This is a genomic window from Mycobacterium sp. NS-7484 (genome assembly GCF_001953975.1).
Lineage (GTDB): Bacteria > Actinomycetota > Actinomycetes > Mycobacteriales > Mycobacteriaceae > Mycobacterium.
Window position 1 is genome coordinate 103,810 of the sequence record NZ_MBEJ01000069.1, and the last position, 14,897, is coordinate 118,706.

Below are 14,897 nucleotides of genomic sequence, written 5' to 3' on the forward strand. Positions count from 1 at the left end.
TCGCACCGAACTCTTAGTGCAGGCTGTCCTAACTTTGTGGAGGTTACCCTATATTCGATCTGTCAACAGACCCACCCGACGGGAGTCACAACACCGATGACCACCGGTTTTGACCGTGAACAGGACGAACTGGCAAACGGATTCACGCCGTTCCCCTCCGACCGCGCCGAGGTGTACCGCCAGGCCGGGTACTGGCAGGGCAAAACCCTGGACAGCATCTTGCGCGATGCCGCCGCCCGTTGGCCGGACAAGGCGGCCGTGGTGGACGTCACCGGGAGCGCCACCTTCGGCGAGCTCGACGCCCTGGCCGACCGCATCGGCGCGGCGCTTTCCGCCCGTGGCATCGCGCCCGGCGACCGGATCCTGGTGCAACTGCCCAACACCCGCGAATTCGCCGTCGCCGCTTTCGGTTTGCTTCGCGCCGGGGCGGTTCCGGTGTTCTGCCTACCCGGTCACCGTTCGGCCGAGCTCGGGCATTTCGCCGAGGTGAGCGGGGCTGTCGGGTTGGTGATCCCCGACGTCGCCGCCGGTTTCGACTACCGTGACCTGGCCGCACAACTGGTGGCCACACACCCGCGGGTGCACCATGTGCTCGTCGACGGTGACCCGGGCGCCTTCGAATCATGGTCTGCCCTCAAGGATTTCGCCGAGCCGGGGCCACCGAACGTCACCGTCGACACCACGTCGCCCGCAGTGCTGCTGGTCTCCGGCGGCACCACCGGACTGCCCAAGCTCATCCCCCGCACCCATGAGGACTACCTCTACAACGCCACGGCCTGTGCCCAGGCCTGCGAGATGGTGCACGACGATGTCTATCTGGCGGCACTACCGGCCGGCCACAACTTCCCGTTGGCCTGCCCAGGCCTGCTCGGCTCGATGACGGTCGGGGCAACCACCGTCTACACCGACGACCCGAGCCCCGAATCGGCCTTCGCCCTGATCAACACCCACCGTGTCACGGTGACCGGTCTGGTCAACGCCCTGGCCAAGCTGTGGGCCCAGGCCTGCGACTGGGAACCGGTACTGCCGACCTCGCTGCGCGTGGTCCAGGTGGGTGGATCGCGCATGTCCCCGGAGGAGGCCCGGTTCGTCCGCGAGGGCCTGAGCCCCGGCCTGCAGCAGATCTTCGGAATGGCCGAAGGGATGCTGAATTTCACCCGGCCCGGTGACCCGGTAGACGTGGTGGAGAACACCCAGGGCCGGCCGATGTCTCCGCACGACGAGATGCGGGTGGTCGACGAGGACGGCCACGAGGTCGCGTCCGGCCGCGAAGGTGAGCTGCTGGTCCGCGGCCCGTACACGTTCAACGGCTACTACCGCGCCGAGGAGGCCAACGCACGCTCGTTCAGTCCCGACGGGTTCTTCCGCACCGGCGACCGGGTCCGGATCTTCACCGACGGGCCACGGGCCGGCTATGTGGAGGTGACCGGGCGCATCAAGGACGTCATCCACCGCGGCGGTGAGACGGTGTCAGCCACGGACCTCGAAGACCACCTGCTGGCCCACCCCGCGGTGTACGCGGCTGCCGCGGTGGCGTTGCCCGACGAGTATCTCGGCGAGAAGATCTGCGCTGCAGTGGTTTTCAAGGGCGCACCGGTCAGCCTGGTTCAGCTCAACGAATTCCTGGACCAACGTGGCGCATCCGCCCACGCCAGGCCCGACGTTCTGGTCCCGATGCCGACCTTGCCCACCGCCGTGGTGGGCAAGGTCGACAAGAAGAAGCTCGTCGCCACGATCACCGGGTGAGGCCGCCTAACCGCCCGCCGAAACCTCGCACTCCACCGCGGGGGTCAGCATCTCGATGATCCGGGCCGTCACGGCCGCCGCGGTGGGGTGCTCCCACAACAGTGTCGGCGGCAGCGACAGCCCGGTCTGCTTTTCCAGCTGACGGCGCAGGCGCACGGTCATGATCGAGTCGACACCGAGCTCGACCAGCGGCAGGTCGATGTTGACGTCGGCTTCGGGCAGCCCCAATTGGCTTGCCACCGCAGTCAAAACGTGGGCAGCGACGTGCTCGGTGTCGAACTCCCCCGCCGCCGTCACCGGCTCGGCGTCACGGTCAGGCTCCTCCTCAGGCGCCACATCCGCCAGGATGGGCACCGCGGCAGCAGCCGGAAGGACCGGCAGCACCACGACATTGGCGGTGTTTTCCCGCATGGCGAGATCCAGCGCGCGCATCGCGTCGTCGGCGGCCACCGTCCCCATGCCGAGCGCATCGAGCTGGGCGGCAACGAATTCCGATGTCGATCCCATCCCCAGCCCGCGCCACGCGGTCCACGCCACGGCCGTGGTGCGGTCACCCAGGCTGCGCCGGTGACGCGCCATCACATCGAGGAATGAGTTGGCGCAGCCGTAGGCGCCCTGGCCCGGGAAGCCGGCCAGATAGCCACACGAGGAGAACAGCACCATCCAGTCGAGTTGCCCGGGCGGGAACACCTCGTTCAGCACGAACGTGCCGTGCACCTTCGGATGCATCGCCGCGGCGAACTCGTCGGACGTGGTATTCATCAGTAGCGCACCGGCTTCCACGCCGGCGGCATGGATCACCCCGCGCACCGGTGGCAGTGGCCGCAGCACCTCACGCAGGGCATCGGCCGATCCGGGCGCTCCGAGGTCGACCGAGGCCACGGTGACCGATACGCCACGCTCTTCCAATGCGGTGACCGCGCGGACCGCCGCCGACTGGTTGCCGTGTGTCCAGGCCGACCGATCCCCCAGACCGGAGCGCGACAGCAGCACCAGACGCCGCGCCCCGAGATCGGCCAGGCGCTGGGCCATCCGCAGGCCGAGGACGCCGGTTCCCCCGGTGATCAGATAGGTGCCGCCGGGTACGCAGTGCATCTGAGCATCCTGCGCGGCGGCGGCACCCGATTCCGAGGCGGCGAGGCGGGCCGCGAAATTCACGCCGTCGCGGACCACCACTACGCCGTGGCCGGGCAGCGAGCCCAGCGCAGTCAGCGGCAAACACCCGTCGGCCACGTCCACGACACCGCCCCACAGCTGGGGATGCTCGGCGGCGGCCACGCGGCCCAGTCCCCACAGCGGTGCGTGGATGAGGTCGCCGCCCTCGTGGACGCCGATGGTGAGCGCCCACAACCGCGCGGACACGCCCAGCCGCTGTTGCACGGCCAGTGTCCTGGTCACGAGGTCCACCGCCGTTTCGGGCGAGTCATCGTCACGCGGCAGCACCAGGACCACCGGGGAATCTCCGAGTGTGACCGGAAGGGAACCGGACTCGATGAGCGTTTCCAGCTCTTCGGGTTCTTCCACCGCCCGATACGGCACCGCCGCCGCGGTGAGATCGTCGACCGCGGATTCCAACCGGTCCACGTCTCCACCGACGAGCACGACGCCGCTCGGCGACTGCTCGTCGCGCGCCGACACCGGATGCCAGGCCACCCGATGCACGATCCGGCGGGTGTCGGCGGCCGACCATTCCCGTCCGGGGTTCTCCAATTCCTCGAAGGTCATCCCGCCGATCGCCAGCAGCACCGCCCCGGTTTCGTCGGTGATCACCACATCGGTCGTGGTGGTGCCGGGCCGTCGCCGCACCGACAGCATCGCGGTGGCCTGCGGGGCCCCATACACGTGCACCCGCTCGATACGGGCGGGCATCCGCAGCCGCGGCGGCCCGTCGAAGATGGTCGAGGCGGCCGAGGTCGCCGCGTCCACCAACGACGCCCACGTGCAGGGTTGTGAGCCATCAGCCTCCGAGCTCACCGATGCCAGCAGTTCACCCTCGCCGCGGCGAAGATCTTTGATGACCCACTCGAATCCCATTGCTGCCACCCCGAGTTCGGCAAGGGTGTCGATCACATGCCGCGGCGCCAACTGCTCGGTGCAGCGCGCCCGCGCGGCGACCAGATCGATTGCGGCGAGAGCACTCTCGACCGGGACGTCGTCGGCCGGCACCACTGCGCTGCTGTGCGTCAGCCACCCCCCGTCCTGCCCCTCGGCGAGGCGCGAGGCCAGTGTCAGCTCACGGTCCTGCAAAACCACCTGCAGATCGCGGGCGCGCGCCGGCGCCACCGGGGTACGCAAGCGCACGTCCGTTATCGCGGCGCCGACTGGTGTTGCGGCGCCCGCGCCGGTGCCGTTGCCGGCCGCCGTCAGGAATGTGTTCAACAGCACTGCGGCAGGCACGATCTCGGTCCCCTGCACCGGATGGTCGCCGGGGTAGGGCCGGGTGTCGAAGTCGAGCCGGGTCTGCCACATCCGGGTGGCGACGGTGCCGGCCACCTCGGTGCGCCCGCCCAGCAACGTGTGGCCGGCGGTGTCGTGTACGGCGCGCCCGCCGGGCGGCGGGCTGGGCGTCCGCCAGAACCGCCGGTGCTGCCATTGGGTGACGGGCAACTCGGCATCCCACGAATCAACCGCTGCCACACCGCGCTCGACGTCGGCACCGTGGCAGTACAACGACGCGACCGCCGCCGTGACCGCAGCCGACTCAGACGTGTTGCGTCGCAGCAACGGGACGACAGCGTGGTCGTCCATGCCCAGGTGCAGCAAGGTCTCCACGACCGAATGTGACACCACCGGATGCGCGGACACCTCCAGGAACAGCCGGTGCCCGTCCTCGGCGGCTGCCGTGACGGCCTCGGCGAACCGCACCTGGCCGCGCAGGTTCTGCACCCAGTAGTCGGCGTTGCGCGGTGCGGCCGACCGCGGATCGGCCAAAGCCGTGGTGTACAGCGGGATCTCGGCTTCGCTGGGTGGCTGAAGACGCGCGACGTTCTCGGCCAGGGCAGCGGTCAGATCGTCCATCGCGGGACTGTGGAAGGCCACGTCGGTGTTGACTCGGCGCACCACGATGCCCTGCTCGGCCCACATGCAGCAGACCTCGTCGACGGCGGCGGTGCGGCCCGAGATGACACAGGATTCGGCCGACGCACTGATCGCCGCCACCACATCGGTGCGGCCGGTCAGCCGGGTTTCGGCCTCCGCGAACGGCAGCCGCACCAATGCCATGGCGCCATGGCCCATCACCGCACGGAAGCCACGCGCGCGATAGCAGGCGACGGCTGCACCCTGGTGCAGCTCGAACACCCCGGAAACCACGCAGGCCGCGACCTCACCGACCGAGTGCCCGATCACCGCGGCCGGCCGTACCCCGCGCTCACGCAGGACCGCGGCCAATCCGACCTGCATGGCGAAGGTCAGCGCCTGAACCCGGTCGGTGCCACCGAGTTCACCGGTGCTCAGCGCCTCGCGGGCGGAGAAGCCGAGCTCCGGACCGAACACCTCGTCGACCTCGTCGATGAGGCGGGCGAAAGTTGGCTCGTGCGTGAGGAGTTCACGCCCCATACCGGCCCAGTGGGAACCGTGTCCGGAGAACACCCACACCGCATCGCGGGCCTGCCCGCCCGGGAGCGTACCGGTGACCAGGGTGCTGCTGGATTCACCGCGGGCCAGGGCGTCGAGACCGGCGATCAACTCATGTCGCTGCTCGGCGACGATCGCGGCTCGGACAGGCTCGTGGGTACGGCGAGTCCACAGCGTGGCGGCCACCGGCGCCACTGCCTGATGCCCCGTTCTGAGGTGGTCGGCCAGTGCCGCGGCCTGATGTGCCAGGCGTTGTTGGGACCGCGCGGACAGCGGGACGATGACCGGACCGGGCGCGATGCGGTTCGTCGTCGGCCGTGGCGTCGGTGCCTCTTCGAGCAGGACGTGCGCGATCGTGCCGCCGTAGCCGTAGCTGCAGACCGCCGCCCGACGCGGGGTGTCGGTGCGCGCCCACGGCTCGACTTCGGTGGGAACCCGAAGCCCGCTGTTGGCCCAGTCGACGGCATCCGTCAGTTGCCGCAGCCCGGCGGTGGGTGGGATCGCCTCATGGTGCAGTGCCAGGACCGTCTTGATCAGGCCCATCACCCCGGCGCCGCCCTCCAGGTGGCCGATGTTGGGTTTGACCGATCCGATCCGGCATCGATCCTGCTCGTCACGTCCGGCGCCGTACACCTCGGCGAGCGCCCCGACCTCGGTGGGATCGCCTGTGGGAGTGCCGGTTCCATGGGCTTCGACGTATCCCACACTCGCCGGATCGACCCCGGAGGCCCGGCAGGCCAGCCGGAACATGTCAACCTGGGCGGCGCCGTTGGGTGACATGATGCCGACCGTGCGCCCGTCCTGAGCGGTGGCACCGCCGCGGACCACCGCCAGGATGCGGTCACCGTCGCGTTCGGCGTCGGCGAGCCGTTTGAGCACCACCACACCGGCGCCCTCGCCGCGTCCGTATCCGTCGGCGGCGGCATCGAAGGTCTTGCAGCGACCGTCGGGCGCGGTGGCGCCGGCCTCGTCCAGGACACGGGTCAGGCCCGGCCCGATCAGTGCGCTGACCCCGCCGGCCAGAGCCAGCGACGTCTCCCCGGCGCGCAGCATCTGACACGCTTGGTGCACCGCGACCAGCGAGGCTGCGCATGCCGCATCCAGCGCCACGCTCGGACCGCGGAGATCCAACAGGTGTGACACCCGATTGGCGATACCGCACAGCGATGTGCCGATGCCGGTCCAGGCGTCGATGCCGGACAGGTCTTCCATGATCAATTTGCCGTAGTCGTCGGAGTTGACGCCCATCAGCACGGCGGTGTCACTGCCGGCCAGCGTTTTGGGCGATACCCCGGCGTGTTCGAGTGCCTCCCAGCTGACCTCGAGCGCCAACCGCTGCTGTGGGTCCATCACCTCGGCCTCGCGAGGCGAGACGCCGAAGAACTCGGCGTCGAATCCGGCGAGATCGTCGAGGAAGGTGCCCAGTCGGGTGACCTCACGCAGCACCGCGGCATTGCGCGGGTCCCGCTGCAGATACGGCTCCCACCGATCCTCGGGCACCTCCGTGACGTGGCTGCGCCCGTCGAGCAGGAAGTTCCAGAAGTCCGACGGAGTGGCGATGCTGCCGGCGACACGGCAGGCCAGGCCGATCACAGCGACAGGCTCGGAGACGAAAGGTTCCGGCGCCATGTCAGCAGGATCCCGAGCGAAGGAAAGTCTGGATAGGCTTGCCTAAATACGCTGCGGACATGCGGACCATAGTGGCACACGGCCGACAGGTTCGGGAGGACTACCCCGCCCGAACCTGTGAATCTACTGGGAGGCCCCCGACCGGCTGTGACGTGCAGTTATACCGTCGACGTGGACGGTAAGACCTGCAGTTTCGTCGGCTTTGGCCCGTGTTAGCTCACTCACATACCGGCCCCGCTTCCGGCACGCCGACCAAATACGGCGACAACGTGCTCAGCTTCTCGCAGGTCTCCTCGAACTCGCGAGCGGGTGTGGATTCGGCGATGATTCCGGCACCGGCCCGCAGCCAGGTGCGCCCGTCGGCTTCGTAGACCGCCCGCAGTGCGAGCGCGGCGTCGAGCGAACCGTCGGCCGAGAACATCGCCACCGCCCCGGAGTACAGGCCACGAGGGAGTTCGTCGTGGCGCAGGATCGCGTCGACCCCTTCGGCCTTGGGAATACCCGATGCCGTCACCGCCGGGAACAGCGCCTCCAGCGCGTCCATCCGATCCATCGACGGGTCGAGACGCGCACCCACCGTGGAACCCAGGTGCTGCACGCTTCCGCGCTCGCGAACCGTCATGAAATCGGTGACCGTCGCTGTGCCGGGTTCGGCAACCTCGGCGATTTCCTGCAGCGAACTGCGCACCGAGATCGCGTGTTCGACGATCTCCTTCGAGTTGGACTCCAGATCGTCGCGTGCCGCGCGGTCATTGGCGGCGCCGCGACCGAATGCCCGGGTGCCGGCCAACGGCTCCGTCATCACCGAACCGTCCCCACGCACGGCGGCGACGAGTTCGGGGCTGTAGCCCAGGGCACGAAGTGAGCCGAGCCGCAAGAGAAATGACCGCGCCGGGTTGTTGTGCCGGCGGCCCAACCGGTACGTCGACGGGAAGTCGAGCCGGAACGGGACGTCGAATCGCCGCGACAGGATGACCTTCTGATAGCGGCCCGCCACGATCTCCTCGATCGCCGAGGCCACCCGCTCGCGGTAAGCGCTGCCGTCCTGGCGAATATCGACCGCCCGCGGAGCGGACGTCACCGGGAGCCCTTCGGCGATCAGCCGCCGCACGACATCGTGGTGACTCGGGTGGGCACCGCGCAGTACGACCCGCTCGGCGGTCACCTCGATCTGAGTGAGCGGACTGAATACGCGGGCCAACGGCGTCTTCGGCGGAAGCCGGTCGGCCAGGCCGAACTTGTACGCCCCGAATTCGAATGCGACCCAACCGAACGCGGTGTCGGACTTGGTTTCCGGGTCGGCGAGCATCTGGTCCACTGCTTGCCCCAGCACGCTGCCCGGCCTGCCCGTCCACGACCGACTGGCCACCACCGCGCCGTCGTGGGTGAGCCGTATCTCATCGCTGTCCAGTTCGACGCCGCGCTGCGATCCGGACGCCAACAGCCATCGGTTTCCCCGCTCGTAGACCACATAGTCGTTCCCGTCGGCGTCACCCGCGCGGGCAATCTCGGCGGCCAGGTCGGCGGGACAGATCGCGCCGTCACCTGTCGGCAGCTCGATCGAGACGAGGGCGGCCGAAGCATTGCAGTCAGCTTGGGCATTCCTGGTGAGCATTCGGCAAAGCATAGCCTCGCCTAACTCATTGCACAGACCTACGTACCGAACACGTTTTCCCTACGAGAGCACATACTTTCGCACAGATACCTCACAGATTTCGCACAGGAACCGCCGCGCTCCGCGCCTTACCCCAGCAGGTCGCGCACCACCGCGTCGGCAAGCAGACGTCCACGGTCGGTCAACACCAGCGAGGACTGGTGCGCGGCCAAAAGACCTTCACTACACAGGGTTTCGGCTCGAGACCGTTCGCCGGAATCGAGCAGCGCCACCGGGAGCCCGTCACGAATCCTGACCCGCAGCATCACGTCCTCGACATGCCGATCGCGCGCACCGAGCTCCTCGAAATCGGCGATCGGCAACCTGCCGTCGGCCAACGCTTGGGCATAAGCGTTGGGGTGCTTGACATTCCACCAACGCGTCGACCCGAGGAAGCCGTGCGCTCCCGGACCGGCGCCCCACCACTCACCGCCGTTCCAATAGCCGAGGTTGTGCCGGCATTCCCCGCCGGCGCGGCTCCAGTTCGACACCTCATACCAATTCAGCCCGGCCGCTGACAGCCGGGCATCGAGCAGTTCGTAACGCTGGGCCAGCACATCGTCGTCGGGCCGGGCGATCTCGCCGCGACGTACCCGCCGGGCCAGTGCCGTGCCGTCCTCGACGATGAGCGAGTACGCGGACACATGGTCGACGCCGGCGGCCACCGCAACGTCGATCGAGCGCCGCAGATCGTCATCGCTCTCCCCCGGCGTGCCGTAGATCAGGTCGATGTTGACGTGCTCGAATCCCTCGGCACGGGCCTCCCTCGCCGCCGCCGAGGCCCGCCCCGGCGAGTGCGTGCGATCCAGCACGGCCAAAACTTGCGGTGCCGCCGACTGCATGCCCAGCGATATCCGGGTGTAACCGGCCTCGCGCAGCGTCGCGAACATCCGCGGTGACGTCGACTCCGGGTTGGCCTCGGTGGTGACCTCGGCGTCGGCGGCCAGCGCGAAGTTGTCCCGAACGGCGCCCAGGACCGCGGCCAGACCGGCCCCGCCCAGCAACGAGGGGGTACCGCCGCCGACGAACACCGTCTGCACCGGCACCGAACCGACCTTGGCCGCGGCCAGCCGCAGTTCGACCCGCAATGCAGCCAGCCAGCCGTCCGGGTTGGCGCCCCCGAGTTCGGCCGGCGTATAGGTGTTGAAGTCGCAGTACCCGCACCGGGTGGCACAGAACGGTACGTGGATGTAGATCCCGAACGGACGGCCGGGCCGGGGCGCCAACTCGGGTTGGCCGGCGGTCGCGGTGCGGGTACTCATGAGATTGATTTTCCCAGACTGTCCAGCGCCGACTTTTGCTCACCGTGCGCGCAAATATGGCCCGGTTAGGGCAGGTGACGACAATCGTGGCACAATGGCGGACGTGACTGCCGCCCGCAACAGCACCACCCGCATTCAGCTGGTGGCCCGTCGGCATGTCGATTTCAAGCGCGTTTGTAGCTGTTGCTGTCTGCCTTGATCCTGCGTTGATTTCGGACCCCCGCCCGCCCCATAGTTTCAGCTGGCACCGGATCTGCGCCGCCGGACAGCCACCGGTGATCTGCGCGGTCTGAATGTCAGCTCCTTTGCGAAGGAGCACAACAGTGACAACCCCCGAGGCCCCCGTGAAGGCCGACCGCCCCGCGAAGAAGCCCCGTGACGAGGGTCAGTGGGCGCTGGGCAACCGTGAGCCGCTCAACCACCCTGAGACGTTCAAGCAGGAGGACGACGCCCTCAACGTCCGCCAGCGGATCCTCGACGTCTACTCCAAGCAGGGTTTCGACAGCATCGCCAAGGACGATCTGCGCGGCCGCTTCCGCTGGATGGGCCTCTACACCCAGCGCACCGAGGGCTACGACGGCACCTTCACCGGCGACGACAACGCCGACCTGCTGGAAGCCAAGTACTTCATGATGCGGGTGCGCACCGACGGCAAGGCCCTCTCGGCACAGGCCGTGCGCACCCTGGGGCAGATCTCGGTGGACTTCGCCCGCGACAGCGCCGACATCACCGACCGGGAGAACCTGCAGTACCACTGGCTACGCATCGAGGACATTCCGGAGATCTGGCGGCGCCTCGACGAGGTCGGGCTGCAGACCATGGAGGCCTGCGGCGACTGCCCGCGCGGCATGCTCGGCTCCCCGGTGGCCGGGGATTCTCTGGACGAGGTGCTCGATCCCACCCCGGCACTGCGGGCGATCGAAGAGCGCTACATCGGCAACCCGGAGTTCTCCAACCTGCCGCGTAAGTACAAGACCGCGATCTCGGGTCTTCAGGACGTCGCCCACGAGATCAACGACGTCTCGTTCATCGGCGTCAACCATCCCGAGCACGGTCCGGGCCTGGACGTCTGGGTCGGCGGCGGCCTGTCCACCAACCCGATGCTGGCCCAGCGCCTCGGCGTGTGGGTGCCGTTGGAGGAGGTCGCCGATGTCTGGGAAGGCATCACCTCGATCTTCCGGGACTACGGCTACCGCCGGCTGCGGTCCAAGGCCCGGCTGAAGTTCCTGGTCAAGGACTGGGGCCCGCAGAAGTTCCGCGAGGTGCTCGAAACCGAATACCTCAAGCGTCCCCTCATCGACGGTCCGGCCCCCGCGCAGGTGCCGCACACCGTCGATCACGTCGGCGTGCAGAAGATCCGCAACGGGCTCAATGCGGTGGGCGCCTCGGCCATCGCCGGCCGGGTTTCGGGCACGATCCTGACCAAGGTGGCCGACCTGATGGAGGCCGCCGGCTCGGACCGCGCGCGGTTGACCGCCTACCAGAAGCTGATCATTCTCGACGTCCCCGATGAGAAGCTCGACGCGCTGCGCGACGGTCTGGAGGCGCTCGGCCTGGACACCCGGCCGTCGCACTGGCGCCGCAACCTGATGGCCTGCACCGGCATCGAGTACTGCAAGCTGAGCTTCGCCGACACCCGTGGTCGCGCCCAGCATCTGGTTCCCGAGCTGGAGGCCCGGCTCGGCGATCTGAACGCCGAACTCGACGTGCCGATCACAGTGAACCTCAACGGCTGCCCCAACTCGTGCGCCCGTATCCAGGTCGCCGACATCGGCTTCAAGGGCCAGATGGTCGACGACGGCAACGGCCCGGAAGAGGGCTTCCAGGTCCACCTCGGCGGCAGCCTCGGCCTCGACAGCGGTTTCGGCCGCAAGCTACGCCAGCACAAGGTTCTGGCCACCGAGCTCGTCGACTACATCGATCGGGTGGTCCGCAATTTCGTGAAACAACGCGAGGACGGTGAGCGTTTCGCTCAGTGGGCGGTGCGGGCCGACGAAGACGATTTGCGATGAGCCGCTTGCGCGAAGAGCGGGCAGAAGCGATGAGTGGAGCGAGAGCTGTGACCGAGGAACAACTCAAGGAGCTGGCCGAGCGCGGTGCGGCCGAACTGGCCGATGCCAGTGCCGAGGAGCTGCTGCGCTGGACCGACGAACATTTTCGCGGGTCCTACGTGGTGGCGTCCAACATGCAGGATGCGGTCCTGGTCGAGATGGCCGCCAAGGTACGTCCGGGTGTGGACGTGTTGTTCCTCGACACCGGCTATCACTTCGCCGAGACCATCGGCACCCGGGACGCCGTGGAGGCGGTCTACGACGTGCGGGTGGTCAACGTGGCCCCGGAGCGCACCGTCGCACAGCAGGACGAGCTGCTCGGCAAGGACCTGTTCTCCCGGGACGCCGGCGAGTGCTGCCGGCTGCGCAAGGTCGAGCCGTTGAGCAAAGCCCTGAGTGGCTACCGCGCCTGGGTCACCGGCATCCGCCGGGTCGAGGCGCCGACGCGGGCCAACGCGCCGTTGATCAGTTGGGACGCCGCGTTCGGTCTGGTCAAGATCAACCCGATCGCAGCCTGGTCTGACGAGGACATGCAGGCCTACATCGACGCCAACGACATTCTGGTCAACCCCCTTGTCTACGAGGGCTATCCGTCGATCGGATGCGCCCCGTGCACCAGCAAGCCGGCCGCAGGTGCCGATCCGCGCAGCGGCCGGTGGGCCGGACAAGCCAAGACCGAATGCGGGCTGCACGCCTCGTGAGGTTTCCGTGACGCTCGTTCTCACCGCACACGGCAGCGCGGACCCGCGTTCGTCGGCGAACGCGCGCGCCATCGGCGGGCACCTGCGCCGTCTGCTGCCCGAGACCGAGGTGCGGGTCGCGTTCTGTGAGCAGAACGCACCCAATCTCACCGAGGTGCTCCCCGAGGTCGACGCCGGGGCCGTGGTGGTGCCGCTGCTGCTCGGCAGCGCCTACCACGCCCGGATCGACATCCCAGAGCTCATCGCCGACTCCGGCGCTGAGGTGATCCAGGCCGACGTGCTCGGCGAGGACCCCCGATTGCTGCAGGTGGTGCGCGAACGACTCAGCGCGGTCGGGGTGTCACGCTTCGACGCCGGGCTGGGCGTCATCCTGGTCGGCGTGGGCTCATCACATCCGGCGGCCAACGCCCGCACGGCGGCCCTGGCCGAGGCCTTGGCCGTCGGTACGCGCTGGGCCGGCACCCACGTGGCGTTCGCCACCGGTCAGACGCCGTCCTTGTCCGAGTCCGTGGACCGGTTACGGGATCGCGGTGCCCGCCGCCTGGTGATCGCGCCCTGGTTCCTGGCACACGGCCGCATCACCGATCGGGTGGCCGAATTCGCCTCTACCGCAGGGATTCCCATGGCGGAGCCACTGGGAGCGCACCGGCTGGTGGCGGCCACTGTGCTGGATCGTTATGAAGAGGCGCTGGCCACCCGTCGCGCCGGCTTCGCCGCCTGATTCCCCTGCCGAGCAGACGTAAACCCGTCGATTTCGCGGTGAAATTGAGCGGTTTTGCGTCTGTTCGCGACAGGAGGGGCACCTCGCCCACTTGACTCCCATACCCCAGGGGGTATATTTGGACCTATCGATATACCCCCTCGGGTATATGCCATGTCCGCCGAGGAGCCGAACAATGAAGTTCATCCAGTACTACCTGGACTGTCTGTCGCACGCGTCATACCTGATCGGGGATGAGTCGACCGGCCGCGCCGTCGTCGTCGACCCGCAGCGCGACGTCGCCGAGTACGTCGCCGATGCCGAGAAGCTCGGCCTGCAGATCACCCACGTCATCGAAACGCACTTCCACGCCGACTTTCTGTCCGGCCATCTCGAGCTGGCCGAGGCCACCGGCGCGGTGATCGTGTACTCGTCGGTCGCCCGGCCTGAATTCGATCACCTCGGAGTCGAGGATGGCCAACGCATCTCCCTGGGCGAGGTGGTGCTGGAATTCCGGCACACCCCCGGCCATACCCCGGAGTCGATGAGCATCGTGGTCCATGAGCACGCCGACGACGCGACGCCATACGGCGTGCTGACCGGTGACACCTTGTTCATCGGTGATGTGGGCCGGCCGGACCTGCTCGCGTCGATCGGCTTCACCCGCGACGAGCTGGCCGACAACCTCTACCACTCGCTGCACGAAAAGCTGCTGACGCTACCGGATGCCACCCGGGTCTTCCCGGCCCACGGCGCCGGTTCGGCGTGCGGCAAGAACCTGTCCACCGAACTGTCGTCCACGATCGGCGAGCAGAAGCAGACCAACTACGCACTGCGCGCGCCGGACAAGGAGTCGTTCATCGAGCTGGTGACGGCCGGACAGCCGCCGGCACCAAGCTATTTCGGGTACGACGCAATTCTCAACCGCAAAGACCGGCCCCTGCTCGACGAGGAGGCCACCCCGCCGGCTCTGGATTACCGGCACGCCACCGAAGCTGTGGCGGCCGGTGCCATGCTGGTCGACGGCCGTAGCCCCGAGGACTTCGCGAAGGGCCATCTGCGCAACGCGATCAACATCGGGCTGGCCGGTCGCTATGCAGAATTCGCCGGTTCGGTGATCACACCGGATGCCGACATCGTGCTGGTCACCGAACCGGGCGAGGAACGTGAGGGCAAGAACCGGTTGGCGCGCATCGGATTCGACCGGGTGCTGGGTTACCTCGACGATCCCGAACGCGCGATGTTCGAGCACCGAGACGATGTGGAAGTGGCATCCCGACTGACCGCGCACGCCTTCGGCGAGCGGGCCGGCGATATCGCCGACCTCCAGATCGTCGACGTGCGCAATCCAGGCGAGACCGAGGCCGGCATGATCCCGGGCGCGATCAACATCCCGGTGGGACAGCTGCCGGACCGCACGGCCGAACTAGACCCGACGCGCCCGACGGTCGTCTACTGTGCCGGCGGCTACCGTTCGTCGGTAGCGGCCAGCCTGCTGCGCCGGCGCGGCTTCACCGACGTCAGCGACATCCTGGGCGGCTACGGCGCCTGGCTGGCCGCAACCCAGACCGTTTGAGA

9 protein-coding genes are annotated in these 14,897 nt (G+C 68.2%); 6 read left to right on the forward strand and 3 right to left on the reverse strand.

The features are described from left to right. Nucleotides 1-96 precede the first annotated feature (96 nt). The gene (locus tag A5733_RS12750) at nucleotides 97-1,746 is read left to right on the forward strand and encodes a (2,3-dihydroxybenzoyl)adenylate synthase (RefSeq protein ID WP_076240364.1); all 1,650 of its coding nucleotides are present in this window, start codon (nucleotides 97-99) and stop codon (nucleotides 1,744-1,746) included. 6 nt (nucleotides 1,747-1,752) lie between these two features. Here the strand turns inward: A5733_RS12750 and A5733_RS12755 are convergent, their stop codons facing one another. The 3 genes from A5733_RS12755 to hemW form a co-directional block, all read right to left on the reverse strand. Further along, on the reverse strand, nucleotides 1,753-6,951 hold the full coding sequence (locus A5733_RS12755) for a type I polyketide synthase (RefSeq protein ID WP_076240365.1): 5,199 nt from the start codon (nucleotides 6,949-6,951) through the stop codon (nucleotides 1,753-1,755). Between the two features lie 217 nt (nucleotides 6,952-7,168). After that, nucleotides 7,169-8,566: a salicylate synthase gene (locus tag A5733_RS12760; RefSeq protein ID WP_076240366.1), complete on the reverse strand. Its 1,398-nt coding sequence runs from the start codon at nucleotides 8,564-8,566 to the stop codon at nucleotides 7,169-7,171. Nucleotides 8,567-8,694: 128 nt separating this feature from the next. Next, nucleotides 8,695-9,867: a radical SAM family heme chaperone HemW gene (hemW, locus tag A5733_RS12765; protein ID WP_076240367.1), complete on the reverse strand. Its 1,173-nt coding sequence runs from the start codon at nucleotides 9,865-9,867 to the stop codon at nucleotides 8,695-8,697. A 94-nt stretch (nucleotides 9,868-9,961) separates the two neighbouring features. Here hemW and A5733_RS28220 point away from each other — a divergent pair, with 94 nt between their 5' ends. The 5 genes from A5733_RS28220 (at nucleotide 9,962) to A5733_RS12785 (ending at nucleotide 14,895) form a co-directional block, all read left to right on the forward strand. After that, nucleotides 9,962-10,066, forward strand: a complete 105-nt coding sequence (locus tag A5733_RS28220) for an Ms4527A family Cys-rich leader peptide (RefSeq protein WP_369830932.1) — start codon at nucleotides 9,962-9,964, stop codon at nucleotides 10,064-10,066. 94 nt (nucleotides 10,067-10,160) lie between these two features. Further along, nucleotides 10,161-11,879: a nitrite/sulfite reductase gene (locus tag A5733_RS12770; protein ID WP_304528745.1), complete on the forward strand. Its 1,719-nt coding sequence runs from the start codon at nucleotides 10,161-10,163 to the stop codon at nucleotides 11,877-11,879. 29 nt (nucleotides 11,880-11,908) lie between these two features. Further along, nucleotides 11,909-12,619, forward strand: a complete 711-nt coding sequence (locus A5733_RS12775) for a phosphoadenylyl-sulfate reductase (RefSeq protein ID WP_076240402.1) — start codon at nucleotides 11,909-11,911, stop codon at nucleotides 12,617-12,619. A gap of 7 nt (nucleotides 12,620-12,626) precedes the next feature. Then, nucleotides 12,627-13,340, forward strand: coding sequence for a sirohydrochlorin chelatase (locus A5733_RS12780; RefSeq protein ID WP_076240369.1), 714 nt, complete (start codon nucleotides 12,627-12,629; stop codon nucleotides 13,338-13,340). Nucleotides 13,341-13,515: 175 nt separating this feature from the next. Then, on the forward strand, nucleotides 13,516-14,895 hold the full coding sequence (locus A5733_RS12785; RefSeq protein WP_076240370.1) for a rhodanese-like domain-containing protein: 1,380 nt from the start codon (nucleotides 13,516-13,518) through the stop codon (nucleotides 14,893-14,895). The last annotated feature ends 2 nt before the right edge of the window (nucleotides 14,896-14,897 follow it).